Origin of the sequence: Devosia sp. UYZn731 (genome assembly GCF_040546795.1) — a bacterium.
Lineage (GTDB): Bacteria > Pseudomonadota > Alphaproteobacteria > Rhizobiales > Devosiaceae > Devosia.
In genome coordinates this window covers 134292-150468 of the sequence record NZ_JBEPOL010000007.1, presented here as the reverse complement: position 1 = coordinate 150468, position 16177 = coordinate 134292, and the positions used below count along the sequence as shown (strand labels likewise).

13 protein-coding genes are annotated in these 16177 nt (G+C 60.5%); 5 read left to right on the top strand and 8 right to left on the bottom strand.

Going from position 1 to position 16177, the window contains the following annotated elements:
* The 8 genes from ABIB57_RS18265 to ABIB57_RS18230 all read right to left on the bottom strand — a co-directional run bounded on the left by ABIB57_RS18265 (window position 1) and on the right by ABIB57_RS18230 (window position 10105).
* Window positions 1–2043, bottom strand: coding sequence for a hybrid sensor histidine kinase/response regulator (locus ABIB57_RS18265; RefSeq protein ID WP_354042623.1), 2043 nt, complete (start codon window positions 2041–2043; stop codon window positions 1–3).
* A 163-nt stretch (window positions 2044–2206) separates the two neighbouring features.
* Complete coding sequence (locus tag ABIB57_RS18260) at window positions 2207–3025, bottom strand: SDR family oxidoreductase (protein WP_354042622.1); 819 nt, start codon at window positions 3023–3025, stop codon at window positions 2207–2209.
* A gap of 86 nt (window positions 3026–3111) precedes the next feature.
* Window positions 3112–3675 (bottom strand): TetR/AcrR family transcriptional regulator, encoded by a 564-nt coding sequence (locus ABIB57_RS18255; RefSeq protein WP_354042621.1) that lies wholly within the window; start codon window positions 3673–3675, stop codon window positions 3112–3114.
* 254 nt (window positions 3676–3929) lie between these two features.
* Window positions 3930–5036 carry an ABC transporter ATP-binding protein gene (locus ABIB57_RS18250; RefSeq protein WP_354042620.1) on the bottom strand — a complete coding sequence of 369 codons (1107 nt, stop codon included), beginning with the start codon at window positions 5034–5036 and terminating at the stop codon, window positions 3930–3932.
* Between the two features lie 8 nt (window positions 5037–5044).
* Entirely contained in the window at window positions 5045–6973 is a 1929-nt protein-coding gene (locus ABIB57_RS18245) for a glycoside hydrolase family 127 protein (protein WP_354042619.1), read from the bottom strand.
* A gap of 23 nt (window positions 6974–6996) precedes the next feature.
* Window positions 6997–7872 carry a carbohydrate ABC transporter permease gene (locus tag ABIB57_RS18240; RefSeq protein WP_354042618.1) on the bottom strand — a complete coding sequence of 292 codons (876 nt, stop codon included), beginning with the start codon at window positions 7870–7872 and terminating at the stop codon, window positions 6997–6999.
* On the bottom strand, window positions 7872–8783 hold the full coding sequence (locus ABIB57_RS18235; RefSeq protein WP_502914431.1) for a carbohydrate ABC transporter permease: 912 nt from the start codon (window positions 8781–8783) through the stop codon (window positions 7872–7874). The genes ABIB57_RS18240 and ABIB57_RS18235 overlap by 1 nt, the downstream gene beginning before the upstream one ends.
* Before the next feature lie 71 nt (window positions 8784–8854).
* Window positions 8855–10105: an ABC transporter substrate-binding protein gene (locus ABIB57_RS18230; protein WP_354042813.1), complete on the bottom strand. Its 1251-nt coding sequence runs from the start codon at window positions 10103–10105 to the stop codon at window positions 8855–8857.
* A 286-nt stretch (window positions 10106–10391) separates the two neighbouring features.
* Here ABIB57_RS18230 and ABIB57_RS18225 point away from each other — a divergent pair, with 286 nt between their 5' ends.
* From ABIB57_RS18225 to yjfF, 5 genes are all read left to right on the top strand, one after another.
* Entirely contained in the window at window positions 10392–11429 is a 1038-nt protein-coding gene (locus ABIB57_RS18225; RefSeq protein ID WP_354042616.1) for a LacI family DNA-binding transcriptional regulator, read from the top strand.
* Between the two features lie 232 nt (window positions 11430–11661).
* Window positions 11662–12588: a galactofuranose ABC transporter, galactofuranose-binding protein YtfQ gene (gene ytfQ / locus ABIB57_RS18220; protein WP_354042811.1), complete on the top strand. Its 927-nt coding sequence runs from the start codon at window positions 11662–11664 to the stop codon at window positions 12586–12588.
* Window positions 12589–12683: 95 nt separating this feature from the next.
* Window positions 12684–14201, top strand: a complete 1518-nt coding sequence (locus tag ABIB57_RS18215; RefSeq protein WP_354042615.1) for a sugar ABC transporter ATP-binding protein — start codon at window positions 12684–12686, stop codon at window positions 14199–14201.
* Complete coding sequence (locus ABIB57_RS18210) at window positions 14198–15202, top strand: ABC transporter permease (RefSeq protein ID WP_354042614.1); 1005 nt, start codon at window positions 14198–14200, stop codon at window positions 15200–15202. The genes ABIB57_RS18215 and ABIB57_RS18210 overlap by 4 nt, the downstream gene beginning before the upstream one ends.
* Window positions 15199–16176, top strand: a complete 978-nt coding sequence (gene yjfF, locus ABIB57_RS18205) for a galactofuranose ABC transporter, permease protein YjfF (protein ID WP_354042613.1) — start codon at window positions 15199–15201, stop codon at window positions 16174–16176. The genes ABIB57_RS18210 and yjfF overlap by 4 nt, the downstream gene beginning before the upstream one ends.
* Window position 16177 lies beyond the last annotated feature (1 nt).

Sequence of the window (16177 nt, the reverse complement as noted above, 5' to 3'; positions counted from 1 at the left end):
TTAGCTTGTCTTGGCAGTCAAATCCCTCACCCGTCGGGCGAACGTCTCGCCGACGAGGGGCTTGGTCATGACGTGCATCCCAGGATCGAGATGACCGTGGTTTAGCACAGCATTTTCGGCATATCCGGTAATGAACAGAACTTGCAGCCGAGGTCGACTTGTTCGCGCCGCATCGGCCAATTGGCGGCCATTCATCCCATTCGGTAGGCCGACATCGGTGACCAGAAGATCGATTGGCTGATCTGATTGAAGAATTTTGAGAGCTGAGGGCCCATCAACGGCCTCGAGCACCTGGTAGCCGAGGTCGGTCAACATCTCGATCGCCACCATGCGTACCAACGGTTCGTCATCTACTATCAGGATCGTCTCGTGATCGCTTGACCGGACGGCGGCCGCTGGCTCGGGCTGACCGTCATCGACGTCCGCGTCGCCATGATGCCTGGGCAGATAGATGCAAACCATCGTCCCCTTGCCGATCTCAGAATATATCCTCACTGCTCCGTTCGACTGCCCCGCAAAACCATAGACCATCGATAAGCCGAGGCCTGTGCCCTGGCCAGTCGGCTTGGTGGTGTAGAAAGGATCAAAGGCGCGGTCGATCACGTCTTTGGCCATCCCGGTTCCAGTGTCGCTAACGCACAGTGATACATATTGTCCGGTCGGTAAACCGCGCTTCTTCGCAGCCCGCTCGTCCAGCCAGCGATTGCCGGATTCGATCGTAAGCTTGCCGCCGTCAGGCATGGCATCACGTGCGTTAAGGCATAGGTTGAGCATGGCATTCTCAAGCTGCCCTTGGTCTACGAAGGTGGTCCAAAGTCCTCCGGCCGCTGCGGTTTCGACCTGCACGGCGGGGCCTACGCTTCGCTCTATCAAGTCCTGCATGCCTGATATCAGCCGGTTTAGATCGGTCGGCTTCGGGTCAAGCGTCTGGCGGCGCGAAAATGCCAGTAGGCGCTGCGTCAGGCCGGCCGCGCGCCTGGCCGCCCCTTGCGCGCCGGTGACATACCGATCCAGATCGGCAATCCGACCTTGCGCCAAGCGCGTCTTCATCAGGTCCAGGCTTCCGCTGATGCCGGCCAGGATATTGTTGAAATCGTGCGCCAGGCCGCCGGTGAGTTGGCCGACGGCTTCCATTTTCTGGGACTGGCGCAATGCCTCTTGGGCTAGGCGAAGCTCTTCCGCCGCCGCCGTTTCCTCCGTGATGTCACGGCCGACCGTATAGAACAGGCCGCTTCCGGTCGCCTCGGGAACCGCAGACCAGGCAAAAGCGATCGGCGTTCCATCTTGGGCAAGAAGTCGAACATGAAACTGATGAACGGCTCGTCCGGCCTGGAGCTCTGCGATGACCGCGCCGGTCTCGCCGAGATCGTCAGGATGGATAAATTCCCCAAACGGCGTGCTCAGCAGCCAATCGGCCGGACGTCCCAGGCGGCGCGACCATGCCGGATTGATCGATGTCAGCATGCCATCGAATGTCGCAACCGCGAACAGATCGGGGCTCATCTCGAAGATGCGATCCCGCTCTCTAACCGCCGTGGCCAGTTGCGCCTTGTCCACAGCAATACGGCCGGTGGTTTCGATGCATACCCCGTAAAGGCCCTCTACCGTTCCGTCGTCCGACTTGATCGGGGTATAGGAAAAATCGAAAGAGGCGTCCTCGACCACGCCCTGCCTGTCGAGACCGACGGTGAAACCGGTCATATGGATGGCTTCACCGGCAAATACGCTATCGAATAAAGGCCGCAGGTCAGACCATGCCTCGGCCCAAACCTCGCTGCTCGGAAGGCCAATCGATATCGGATGCTTGCGTCCGGCAATCGGAATGAAGGCGTCATTGTAGAGCCAAGTTCGCTCAGAACCCCAAGCCAGGAACATGAGCTGCTTGCTCGTCAGAAGCAGTTGAACGAGCAGCTCCGCCGGCCACATCTCGGGCATACCGAGCGGGGAACTCGACCAGTCGAATGCGCGAAGCCGTTGCGCCATCTCTGAGCCCCCGGACAGGAACTGCGGCTGTCGATCAATATCCGCTGTCCCCAAAGCCATGGCTCCTCAAAGTTTGCGACAGCGCAACGCCCACGTGCCGACTTGGATGCAATGAGCGTAGCTAGTGTTCGTCTACCAGCGTCAGCGCTGATTGAATGGCGGCTTTGGGAAACCGAAAATTTGCTCTCAACGCCGTAAAGGCAGGATGAGAGACCGCGCGCTCTTATGCGAAATTGGCCGCGATTTTCGCCAGATACTCTTCGATTGGCACGCTGTTGCGCAGTGCCATCAAATCCTTACCCGCCTGGCCCACCAGCGTCCTGAACTTCTGGTTTTCGCCCGTCGCCAAAGCGAGGATTTCATCCACAATGTCCTGCGGATCATCCAGCGTTGCGTCTTTGGCGGAGGCGAACATAGCCTCCACCTTGCCGAGTATGGCGTCGTAGTCGGTGATCCCGGGATGGGTATTGAACACGACGCTATCGAGGAAATTATTTCCCTTGGATCCACCCTGTTCGATCAGGCGAAGTTCGATATTGAGGGGCTTGAGTTCATAGTAAAGGCCTTCAGTCAGGCCTTCGAGGGCGAATTTTGACATGTTGTACAGCGAGCCAGTCGGCACCGCCGTAGTGACCCCCATGAACGAGCTGATATTGATGAACATGCCGCCCTTGTTGGCGCGGAAATGGGGCAGGAAGCTGCGGATGACGTTGATCGGGCCACGCACATTGAGGGCGAATTGCCAGTCGATGGTCTCCTCCTTCGCAAATTCCAGCGGCCCATATGAGCCAGCGCCGGCATTGTTGACGACGACGTCGACCTTGCCAAAACTAGCAATTGCCGCCTCGGTGGCCGCCTGGACCTGCGCCACATCGGTCACATCCAGCTTGAACAGCCTGATGTTGTCATATTCCGTCAGCTCGGTTTCCTTTTCCGGCGTCCGCATGCTGGCCGCAACGTTCCAGCCAGCCTTGGCAAAATGCATTGCCGTCAATTTCCCGAGGCCACTGCTGGTGCCTGTGATGAAGATGGTCTTGGTCATCGTTTTCTCTCTTGGTTGGGATAAAATTATGGACTATTCAGTCTAAAAAAAGACATGCGGAAGCATGTGGAGCTTGCCTTGAAGCTCTAGGCCAAACTCCTCAGCGCCATGTGCATAATGTCCCGGAGGGCTTCCAGGGGCGCGCCGCCACGGGCCGCGACCTTTATCCCGGAGAGGGTCGCCATAACGAAGTGGGCCGCCGCCGTTTCGTCGATCCCTGCATCGATCTCGCCAGATGCCTTTCCCTCCGAGATCCGCCGCTGGAGTGCGGCGCGCAGGGCCCTGGCTGCGGTGTCGTTCAGCATGGCTATCTCGGGGTCCCTATGGCCGAACTCGCAGACGGCGCTGACCCCTAGGCAACTCCTGGAAGGCCGGAGAATAAAGGCATTGAGCATAGACTCGATACCCTTGAGCGGCGAGCCGCCATTAAGCGATTGCAACTGCTCGGCTATGCTCTCGGCCGCATAGGTCTGCAACGCTTCCAGATAAAGCTGCCGCTTATCGCCATAGGTATTGTAGAGGCTCTGGCGGCTGATATTCATGGCGTCAAGCAACTGGTCGGTCGAGGTGCCTTCATAGCCATGCTCGGCGAACGCCGAAATGGCGTTCCCCAGTGCTGCTTCGCGATCAAACTCTCTTGGTCTGGCCATGAGCGGGGATATATTCATACTAGACTGATTTGTCAAGAATATGGATGGTTTCAAACCCGATGGACGCTTAGCGATCTGAGCAGTTCGCCACTGACCACATTTTGCGAGACCAGGTCTGCCAGCATTCGTGCGCCGTGCTCGCAGGACCGAAGTGGTCGACCGCGGAGGCGAAAGGCCGCCTCGTGCTCTCCTGCACCAGAGGAGCCCGTCAGCAAGGCGCCCGTGTCGGCCGTTCAGCGAAAACTGCGTACGTCCTAAAAGCGGACATCCGGACGAATGGCCTGTTCTGTCTGCGGATCGAAGATATGGATTTTCTCCATGTCGATGCTCAGCACCATCTGCTGACGCGATGGCGGCGCCGCCTCCGGGATGACGCGAGCGCAGACAACAATTTCGCCAATGTTGAAATAGAGCAGCGTCTCCACGCCCAGGGGCTCAACGATGTCCACCTTGGCCAAAACCGGAGCCGCATTCGGTCGCCCCATGGGCTGGCTGACGGTTTCGGGCCGTATGCCGACAATAACCTGACGGCCTTCTGTCAGGGTGGAGCTTCGCATGGCGGGTGGCAAAGCCAGCGCCGTGCCGTCTGCCAGAACGAGGCTCATTGCATCCGCAGCGACCGCAACCCGCGCTGGCAGCAGGTTCATTGCGGGTGAGCCGATGAACCCGGCGACGAACAGGCTGATCGGGCGATGATAGAGTTCCTGCGGCGGGCCGACCTGCTCGATGCGCCCCTTGTTCATCACCACAACCCGATCGGCCATGGTCATGGCCTCGATCTGGTCGTGGGTGACATAGACCGTGGTGGTCGGCAGGGCTTGGTGCAGCCGCTTGATCTCGGTGCGCATCTGCACGCGCAGCTTGGCATCCAGATTGGACAGGGGCTCATCGAACAGGAACACCTTGGGGTTCCGGACGATGGCACGCCCCATGGCAACGCGCTGACGCTGGCCACCCGAGAGTTGGCCGGGCCGGCGCTCCAGCAAGTCGGTAATGTGCAAGGTCTGTGCCGCCGTCGCGATGCGCTGGGCGATCTGCTCCTTGGGCATCTTCTTCTGCTGGAGGCAAAAGGCGATGTTCTCGGCAACGCTCATATGCGGATAGAGTGCATAGTTCTGGAATACCATGGCGATATCGCGCTCGCCCGGACCCAGATCGTTGACCACGCGATCGTCGATGGCGATCTGGCCGCCGGAAATGTGCTCCAGCCCGGCAATCATGCGCAGCGTCGTCGACTTGCCGCACCCGGACGGTCCCACCAGCACGACAAACTCCTTGTCCGCCACCTCGAGATCGATACCACGCACGGCGTGGTGTTCCTGATAGGCCTTGATGACCTTGCGAAGGGAAAGCTGGGCCATGATGTTTCCTATTGCTCCCGGAGCCAGACGAGCATGCCGCCGGCCTGGCGGTTGGCCCAAAGATGATATGGAATTGCAGTGAGCGTCGCGGCTTCCCTCGACGGACGCCCGCGCTGGTACAGTTTGCCGTCCCAGCCTGCGTCGCTGGCCTTGCTGGCCGGTGCCGAGAGACGCACCGCCCCTCCGAGCAGACCGGCGTCGAACGAATGGCTGATCGTCGCTTCGGCCGGCAGGGACAGGCGTTGCGGTGCAAAGCCGATATCGGCTTGCTCCACGCAGTACACCACCGGCCCGCGCTTGAGCGCCACGCGCCCGGCATCTTCGCTCACCTCGGGATGGGCGTAGAGGCGCTCGACCGGCATATCGAATGACAGACGAACCACGTCACCCGCCGCCCATTCGCGCTCGATAGCGAGATAGCCCTTGCGCGCTGCGGCGACGTCAACCGCAATGCCATTGACCGACACTTCCGCCTTGCTGCACCAGCCGGGCAGGCGCAAGCGCACCGTGAAATGCGCCGGCGTGGCAGGATCTATCTTGAGCGCGATATCGCCATCCCACGGATAGGCCGTGACCTGCGCAATACGCACCGTCTGCCCCACGATTTCCGCCTCGGCAGTGTTGGCGCCGTAGAGATGCACCGCCAGTTCATCGGGCTTGGTGGTGTAGAAATAGCTTCCGAGCGAGGCGATCAGCCGGGCGATGTTGGTCGGGCAGCAGGGGCAATAGTGCCACTTCCAGCGCCGGTGCTGGCCATGGCTTTCCAGAACATTCTCATAGAAATAGTGCTCGCCATCGCGGGCTATGCCCGAGAGCGCACCATTAAAGATCGCCAGTTCGACGTGGTCGGTATAACGGCTGTCCAGATCGACCTGCGCCATGCGATGCCCCCAGAAGGCCAGCGCGATGGCCGCGCAGGTTTCCGCATAGGCGCTTTCATTGGGCAGGTCATACTCGCGGGTAAAACCCTCATTGGCGCCCGATGGGCCAAGCCCCCCGGTCACATAAAGCTGGCGTCCAGTCAGGTTGTCGAACAGCCGGTCACAGGCGGCAAGCAGCGTCAGATCGCTGGTCTCAGACGCAAGGTCCACCATAGCCGAGAATAGATACATCGCCCGGACGGCATGCCCAACCACTTGCGTCTGCTCGCGAACCGGGCGATGGGCCTGGCTGTATTCATAGTTCTGGCCATAGTGATACTTGGCCGGATCATCGCCACGGCGGCGGGCTTCTTCGTCATAATAGGACGGTTGCTGGCCACGCTCATCGACAAAGTACTTGGCGAGCTTGAGATGCTTGGGATCCTTGCTCACGCGGTAGAGCTTGATCAGCGCCAGCTCGATTTCCTCATGGGCGTCATAGCCGCGCAGCTTGCCAGGCTCTGCACCGAAGGTCGCGTCGATATGATCGACGGCTTTGGTCATGACATCGAGGAACCTGCGCTTGCCGGTCGCCTCGAAATAGGCGACGGCGCCCTCCAGCAGATGCCCCATCGAATACATCTCGTGCAGGTCGCGCAAATTGGTCCAACGCTTGTCCGGCTCGCGGCGGATGAACCAGGAATTGAGGTAGCCGTCCGCCATTTGCCCCTTGGCCAGCTTGTCGACGATATCGTCGATCTTGGCTTCGAGCGCTGGATTGGGATGCGCCCGAAGAGTGTAGCTGGCCGCTTCGATCCATTTGCCGAAATCGCTATCGAAGAAGTGCTGCATCGACAGCCCGGACGGTTGGATCGGGCGCGCCAGATCGGCGGGTGGCTGGTCGAAATTGAGCACTTCGAGGAAGCGCTCCTCGTCGAGCCGCATATGCTGGGTCGGCACGGTCACCTTGCGCACCGTTTCACTCCAGCTTTCCCAAAATCCGCCGGTGAAATCGACCTTGGCGTGATCGACGGGAGCATAGCGATCGAGGCGCGCGCGGGTGGATTGGTCAGTCATGAGGCAAACTTTCAGAAGAGAGGTTATTTGACGGCGCCTGCCGTCATGCCGCGGACATAGTAGCGCTGCAGCAGGAGGAAGAGGATGAGACAGGGGATCATCGTGACGGTGACGCCGGCCTGGAGCGCGCCCCAGTCGATGATGCCGTAAATGCCGGACGACACGTTCACCAGCATGATCGGCAGTGTAAATTTGTTCTGATCCGACAGGAAGATCAGCGCGGCCAGAAACTCATTCCACGAGTTGAGGAAGGCGAACAGGGCCACGGTCGCCACGCCCGGAAAGGCGATGGGGATCATGATGCGGCGCAGGATCGTCCATTGCGATGCGCCATCAATCCGCGCCGCTTCGATCAGTGCCTTGGGCACCGCATCAAAGGCATTGCGCATCATGAAGATGGAGAATGGCAATTGAAACGTCGTGTAGATGAGCACCAGCCCCACCAGGCTATTCTGCAACCGGAGCGCCTTGAGGATCAGGAATAGCGGCGTCAGGATCGACTGGAACGGGATCATCATGGTGGCCATGATGAGCACGAACAGCACGATCTGGCCGGGGAAGCGGAACTTGGAAAAGCCATACCCGGCCGGCACCGCGACGAGAACCGTCAGCAGCACCGTGCCGGCGGCAATCATCAGGGAATTGCCGACATAGACATACCACCCCGCCCCAACGCCTTCGAGCCGGCGATAGTTGTCGAGCGAGAACGCCTTGGAAAACAGTGCCAGCGGATTGGCGAGTGCCTCGGCTGGTGGCTTGAACGAATTGGCCACCGACCAGATCATCGGCAATAGGAACAATACCGCGACAATGCTCGCGACGACGTAAGATGCCCATGTTCCGAGGCGTTCGCGCCGCGATTGGCGGTTGAGCGGCGGGTTCAAGCTCAGGTCGGCCATCAGCTTTCCTCCGGACGCGTACGCAGGAAGGCGAGCTGGATCGAGCTGATCGCCACAAGAACCACGAGCAGGACCAGCGACAGCGCCGAACCATAGCCCAGGCGATATGAGCTGAATGAGGCCAGATAGATCTGGAACACCGCCGTGATGGTCGAATTTTGCGGCCCGCCCTGGGTGATGACGAAGAACTGGTCGAAGGCGAGCATGGACGAGGTAACATTGAGCACCAGTGCCAGCAGCACCGAATTGCGCATCAGCGGCAGGGTAATATTGCGAAAACGGCTCCAGGCATTGGCGCCATCGATCTTGGCCGCCTCGATGATCTCGCCCGGCACGCTTTGCAGGCCCGTGAGCAGGATCACCATGGTGAAACCGGCACTCTTCCACACCACCATGAGAATGATGACGCCCAGCGCGGGCCAGAAGCTTTCGATCGGTCGAGGCGCGGCGCTAACCAGATGCAGGCTTCGCAGGAGCTGAGCGAAAACACCGCTATCGGGGTTAAGCAGCCAGAGCCAAAGCGTCGAGGCGGCGCCGAAGCCGATGACGACCGGCATGAAATATTTGGTTCGGAAGAACCCCGCAGCGCGCAGCGGCCGATCGACCAGCAGTGCCAGCGGAAACGCCACCGCGAACAGGGCCAACGTCACCAGCACCGTATAGAGCATGGTGAAGCCAACGCTGTTCCACAGCTGGCTGTCACCCATGATCTCGACGAAATTGCCGAGGCCGATGAAGCTCGAGCGACCAAGCAGAGGCCAATCATGCAGGCTCATCCACACCGTCATCAGCAGCGGTACGATGAAGAAGACGCCGATCATGATGAGGCTGGGTACGATAAAGAAGGCACCCAGCCACTGGTGCGGCTCGCGCGTTTGGGGTGCCGGCTGGTCTAGAGGCACGGTCAAGATGGGACACTCCGTACTGGCGGATCAGACGGCGGACGAAACAATGTTCCGCCCGCCCACGCTTGGGAGGAGCGTTACTTGGGATTGGTGCGATTGAGAATGCGGGTAAAATCTGCCTGGGCCTTGGCGATGGCCTCATCGATATTGCCGTCAAAGATCGCCGACTGCAGCAGATTGACCCACGGACCGGTGCGAGCGACGAACAGTTCATCGGACGCGTAGGTATAGGGTGTCTTGGCCTTGGCGAGGATGTCATAGGCGACGAGATTACGCGGATCGAACGCACCATAGGCCTCTTTGGCCAAGTCCGTACGAGGGGGCATGCCCGATTCCTTGGTAATCAGCACCTGCTGCTCAGGCTGCATGTAGAAATCAATAAAGCTCTCGGCCACGGCCTTCTTTTCGGGGCTGATGCCCTTCATCAGGGACAGCGTATCGCCACCGGCAAAGCTGGATGCGCCACCATCTGGCCCCGGAATTGCCGCGACGCCGAAATTGACGTCCGGGTACTGGCTGGTCATCAGGTTGACGATGTAGGAGCCCGTCATCAGCACGCCGACCTTGCCCGACGCGAAGGCCGCGACAGCATCATTGCCGACGCCCGAACGGGAGGTCGGGTGAATGGCGCCGGCTTTCCACATGTCGTTATAGGCGGCCAGCGTCGCGCGCATCGCCGGCGTGTCGATCGTGGCCGTGCGGCCATCTTCGGAAAGGATATCGGCTCCGGCAGCCCAGATATGAGGCGTGAAGTCATAAACCAGCCAACTGCCCGAACTTGCGACAAAGAACAGGCCGTAGGTGTCATTGCCAAGGGCGGTGATCTTCTTGGCGTCCTCGGCGATTTCAGCCAGCGAGGTCGGCGCCTTTTCCGGATCGAGACCCGCCTTGGCAAAGAGGTCCTTGTTATAGGCAATGATTGAGGCATCGGGCAGCGCCGGCACGCCGTACTTCTTGCCATCAAAAGTGGCGAGACGGATATGGGACGGGCTCAGAGCCGCGGCATAAGGCAAGCCGTCGATGAAATCGGTGAGGTCTTCGAGGCTGTCGGTGGCTGCAAATGTCGGCAGGTAAATCAGGTCGAGCACTGCGCCGTCCGGTGCAGCGCCAGCGGCGATCGACGCCCCAAGCTTGGGCACCATCTGTTCGGCGGTGATGCCAGTGATGACCACCTTGTCGTCATGACTGGCATTGTAGAGGTCGGCGAGCTTTTCGAGCACGCCAGCGGAGGAGGTGCGTACCCACAGATTCAAATCCTCCGCTTGCGCCGGCATGGACATCAGTCCTGCGGTCGCAATCGCCGTGGTCAACAGCATCCAATTCTTCATCATCGTCCCTTCCCTATCCCTGTTTACCAAGGCCCCTCGGCTCCTGGATTTCACCCGCCCTGCGGCAGGGCAGATTGTCGTCGTCGATTCCTGCGTTTAGCACCCGCCTTATACGAAAATGCCTGATCTAAATTTGCGAAAACGCTTTCGCAATTTCGTCAGACTATCGTGAATTTCATTGGGATCAAGCGGATTCTTGAAGACAAAATCGCAGATTTTGCGAAAACATGCGAAAATGCCTGGGAGGACCACTTCTCCGAACACGCACCGCCTGCTACGAGACCGCATGAAAGCCCCGCTGACGCCTGCTGACCAAAAGCCCAAAGTCGCCACTCTTGAGGATGTCGCGCGCGCAGCCGGTGTATCGTTGGCCACGGCATCCAAGGCGCTGAACGGCCGGGACCGGGTCAGCGATACGACGCGCTCGCGGGTGGAGGACGCTGCGCGAGCCCTGTCCTACGTGCGCAATCCCATGGCCAAGGGGCTCTCGGAGGGGCGCTCCGGCACTGTGGGTCTACTGACGTCGGATCTGGAGGGTCGTTTCAGCCTGCCCATCCTGATGGCGGCTGAGGACAGTTTTGGCGCCGGGCAGATATCGGTGTTTCTGTGCGACGCGCGCGGCGACGCCATAAGGGAGCGCCACTATATTTCGGCCCTGTTGGCGCGGCGGGTCGATGCGATAATGGTGGTGGGCAGCAAGACCGATCATCGCCAGCCCATCGGTCGCGATCTGCCCGTGCCGGTGGTCTATGTCTATACGCCGTCCCGCGATCCCCGTGATTTGTCCATCACGCCCGACAATGTGGTCGGTGGCCGTCTGGCGACGGAACACTTGCTCGCCACGGGACGCAAGCGCATTGCCCACCTAACCGGCCCGCGGACCGAGCGAGCGGCGGCAGATCGCGCCGTTGGTATTGGCCAGGTCCTTGCCGAAACAGGAACCAGCCTCGTGTATGAGACTAGTTATGGCGAATGGAGCGAGCGCTGGGGCCGCTCGTCCTGCGCCATGATGCTGGACCAGGGGGTTGCCGTCGACGCCATCCTCTGCGACTCCGACCAGATCGCCCGAGGCGCCCTCGACGCCCTGCGCGAACGCTCCATCCGCGTGCCTGAGGATGTCGCTGTCGTCGGCTTCGACAATTGGGACGTGATCGTCGAGGGCACGCATCCTGCCCTTACCAGCATCGACATGAACCTGGAACTGCTGGGGCGCAGTGCTGCCGAAAAGCTGTTCGCCGCCATCGGTGGAAAGCCGCTGGCACAGGGTATCGAACTGGTCGACTGCCGCCTTGTGGTGAGGGGCTCGACGACGCAGACAATCTAGGGCGGGCCGCCGGGACTGATTGACTGTCTCCGGACCAGTTTCGAACCATTTTTGGCTGTGTTAGCGAGCAGAACTCAAGGCATCGCCGAAAGCATTTTTGAGACTTTACATATAATAGTACTTTATATAGCGTCCTCTCACCGTCGCAGGCGAATACGCCGCGACGGCCACATGGGAGGACATCGTGACCATCATTTCCAAGCTTGCCATCGCGGCAAGCCTCGTTACCGCTTTGACTTCAGTCAGCCTTGCGCAGGAAAATCTGAAAGGCCTGACTATCGGCTTCAGCCAGATCGGTTCTGAATCCGGCTGGCGCGCAGCCGAGACTTCGGTGACCAAGCAGCAGGCCGAAGCCCTGGGCATCGATCTCAAATTTGCCGATGCGCAGCAGAAGCAGGAAAACCAGATCAAGGCCCTGCGCGGCTTCATCGCCCAGGGCGTCGACGCCATCCTGGTTGCCCCAGTGGTCGCCACTGGCTGGGAAGACGTGCTGAGCGAAGCCAAGGAAGCCGAAATTCCGGTGATCCTGCTCGATCGCGGCGTCGATGCCCCCGAAGACCTCTACCTCACCTCGGTCGCGTCGGACCAGGTCAAGGAAGGCCGCGTTGCCGGCGACTGGCTGGTCGGCGCAGTGGGGGATGCCGATTGCAAGATCGTCGAACTCCAGGGCACCGTTGGCTCGACTCCGGCAATCAACCGCAAGAAGGGCTTTGAGGAGGCCATTGCTGACCATGCCAACCTGACCATCGCACGTAGCCAGACTGGCGACTTTACCCGGGCCAAGGGCAAGGAAGTGATGGAAGGCTTCATCAAAGCCGAAAACGGTGGCGCCGATATCTGCGCGGTCTATGCCCATAATGACGACATGGCCGTAGGCGCCATTCAGGCGATCAAGGATGCCGGGCTCAAGCCAGGCACGGATATCAAGGTGGTGTCGATCGACGGCGTGCCGGATATCTTCCAGGCCATGGTTGCCGGCGAAGCCAATGCCTCGGTCGAGCTGACCCCGAATATGGCCGGTCCGGCATTCGCTGCTCTCTCGGCCTATCTTGCCGACGGCACGGAACCTGCGAAGTTCATCATCACCGAGTCCAAGCTCTACACTCCGGCGGACAACCCGCAGGGCGAGTATGACACCCGCAAGGGTCTGGGCTACTAATCGCAGGGACGAAGACGGGCTCCGCCAGTACGCTGGCGGGGCCCACTGTTGCGACACGACCAAAATGGCGGCGCGACGTGAATGGGGAGGGTTGCATGGCAGATGGCGAATACGTGCTCGAAGCACGCGGCGTCATGAAGATTTTCGGCAACCATGTCGCTCTCGACACTGTCGATTTCGGCCTGCGCAAGGGCGAAGTCCATGCCTTGCTCGGCGAGAACGGCGCGGGCAAATCCACGCTCATCAAGATCCTGACCGGTGCCTACCAGCCAGACGGTGGCGGAATTTACATGGATGGCGTGCAGATATCGCTCGACAATCCGCTCCACGCGCAGTCCTTCGGCATCGGCACGGTCTATCAGGAGGTAAACCTGCTGCCCAATCGCTCGGTGGCGGAGAATCTCTTTCTCGGTCACCAGCCGCTGCGCTTCGGCTTCGTCAACTTTCGCAAGATGGAAGCGGACGCCCGCGTTCTGCTGGCCAACTACGACCTGCAGATCGATCCGGCCAGCGAACTGGGCACCCATTCGGTAGCCGTCCAGCAAATCGTCGCCATCGCCCGCGCGGTGCAATTGTCCGGCAAAGTGCTGATCCTGGACGAGCCCACCGCGAGCCTGGACCGCAACGAAGTGGAACGCTTGTTCGAAGTGATCCGCGGCCTCAAGGCCAAGGGTCTGGCGATCATCTTCATAACCCATTTTCTCGATCAGGTTTTCGCCATTTCCGACCGCGTCACTGTGCTGCGCAATGGCAAGCTGATCGACACGCGCCCGCTGGATGATCTGAGCCGCACCGACGTGGTGCGCCTGATGCTGGGCAAGGATATCGCCTTTTCAGGGGCTACCGACCTGGAGAGCAGCGCAACGCAAAACGAGGTGCTGGTCGAATTCAAGGGCTATGGGCGCAAGCGCGGCGTGCTGCCCTTCGATCTGACCATCCACAAGGGCGAGGTCGTCGGCGTGGCCGGCCTGCTCGGCTCCGGCCGCACCGAGGTGGCGCGCATCATGTTTGGCGCCGATCCGGCCGATCAGGGCACGGTGATGGTCAATGGCCAGCTCACCGCCATCCGCAAGACGACCGACGCCATCCGGCACAGCTTTGGCTTCTGCCCGGAGGATCGCAAGGCCGAAGGCATTCTGGGCGACCTGTCGGTCCGCGAGAACATCGTTATTGCGCTGCAGGGTAAGCTGGGCTGGTTCAAGGCTCTAAACCGCGACGAACAACTTGAGATCGCCGGCAGGTTCAGTGAGGCCATGGACATCCGGGCCGCTTCGCTCGACATGCCAGTCAAGCTGCTCTCGGGGGGTAACCAGCAGAAGGTTATCCTGTCGCGCTGGCTGGCCACCGACCCGGCATTTCTTATCCTGGACGAGCCGACGCGCGGCATCGACGTGGGCGCCCATGCCGAGATCGTCCGCACCATCAACCGGCTGCGCGACGAGGGCATGGCCATGCTGGTCATCTCGTCCGAGCTGGACGAGGTCGTGGCCTACAGCTCCCGCATCGTGGTGATGCGGGACCGCGAAATGGTCGCCGAACTGCGTGGCAAGAACATCAACCCCGGCATCATCGTGCAGGCGATTGCCAATAACAGTGACGAGGCTGTCGCATGAAGCGGCTCCATCTCGAACGCCTCGCCAATCCGCAACTGCTGGCGCTGGTGGCCGTCCTGCTCATCAACTGGCTGCTGTTTCCCAACTTTTTCCGCATCGCCTGGCAGGATGGGCGCCTGTTTGGGAGCATGATCGACGTCATCAATCGCGGTGCGCCGGTTGCAATCTTGGCCATCGGCATGACCGGCGTCATTGCCACCAAGGGCGTTGACCTTTCCGTCGGCGCTATCATGGCCGTCTGCGGGGCTGTCGCTGCTACCATGGTGGTCGCCGGCTATCCAACGCCTGTCGCCGTCGTTTCTGCGCTTGCGGTAGGGCTCGCCTGCGGACTGTGGAATGGTTTCCTGGTCGCGGTGCTCGATATCCAGCCCATTATCGCCACACTGGTGCTGATGGTCGCAGGACGCGGCATCGCGCAGCTGATTACAGAAGGCTCCATCGTCACATTCAACGATCCGGCTCTGGTTTTCCTGGGCACCGGCTCCTTCTTCGGCTTTCCGATGGCGGCGGTCATTGCTTTGGTGCTGATGCTCGTCGTCACCCTGCTGGTGCGGAAAACCGCTATTGGCCTGTTCATCCAAGCCATTGGTGTCAACCGGGCCGCTGCATCGCTGGCGGGCATCCATAGCCGCATGCTGCTGATGCTGGTCTATGCGCTTTCCGGCTTCTGTGCCGCCATTGCCGGCATTGTCGTGGCCGCCGACATTCGCGGCGCCGATGCCAACAATTCCGGCCTGTGGCTCGAACTCGACGCCATCCTCGCGGTGGTTATTGGCGGCACTTCGCTGCTGGGGGGCAAGTTCTCGATCCCCCTGGCCGTGGTCGGAGCGCTGATTATCCAGGCCATGAATACCGGCATCCTGGTGTCCGGCTTCCGGCCCGAGTTCAACCTCATCGTCAAGGCCGGGATGATTATCCTGATCCTGATGCTGCAATCGCCGCTGCTGGGAAATGCCATCGCTTTTTTTAAACGTGACGCCAAGCAGGTGGGCCCCCGATGAAACGCAGTCTTCGTCCGCTGGCCGCCACCGCCGTCATCTTCCTCATCGCCTATGCCGCGAGTGTGCTGCAGTTCCCGGGCATGCTCTCCACCCGCGTATTGGGCAATTTCCTCACCGACAACGCCTTCCTTGGCATCGCCGCGGTGGGCATGACCTTCGTCATCATCTCTGGGGGGATTGATTTGTCCGTCGGCGCGGTGATTGGCTTTACCGGCGTCTTGGTGGCCGTCCTCATCACCTGGCTGGGCCTGCATCCCCTGGTCGCATTCGCCATCGCGCTGGGGGTCGCTGCGCTATTTGGCGCGGCCATGGGTCTGACCATCCACTATCTGCAGGTGCCGTCATTCATCGTGACGCTGGCCGGCATGTTCCTTGCGCGCGGTGGCGCGTCCGTGATTACCCAGGACTCCGTGCCGATCGATCACGAATTCTACCGCACTATTTCCGAAGCCATCATCCGTCTGCCCGGTGGGGGCCGCCTGAGCTTCATTGGCCTGCTGATGGTAGCGGTGTTCCTCGTCGGCGCTCTGCTGGCACACCGCACCCGCTTTGGCTCCTATGTATACGCCCTGGGGGGCAATACGGTTTCCGCCCTGCTGATGGGCGTGCCGGTGGCGCGCACCACGGTCCAGATCTACATGTTATCGAGTGTGCTGGCGGCCTTGTCGGGGATCGTGTTTTCGCTCTACACCTCAGCGGGGTATCCGTTGGCCGCGGTGGGTGTCGAACTCGATGCCATCAGCGCGGTGGTGATTGGCGGTACGCTGCTGACCGGAGGCTATGGCTTCGTGCTTGGCACCTTTGTCGGCGTCATGCTGCTGGGGCTGGTTCAGACCTATATCATCTTCGATGGCACGCTATCGAGCTGGTGGACCAAGATCGTGATCGGCGTGCTGCTGTTCTTGTTCATCGTGTTGCAGCGCATCATATTTGCGGCCTCCGCTCCCGGAGAAGAGTCGTCCGAGAAAGTGTAGA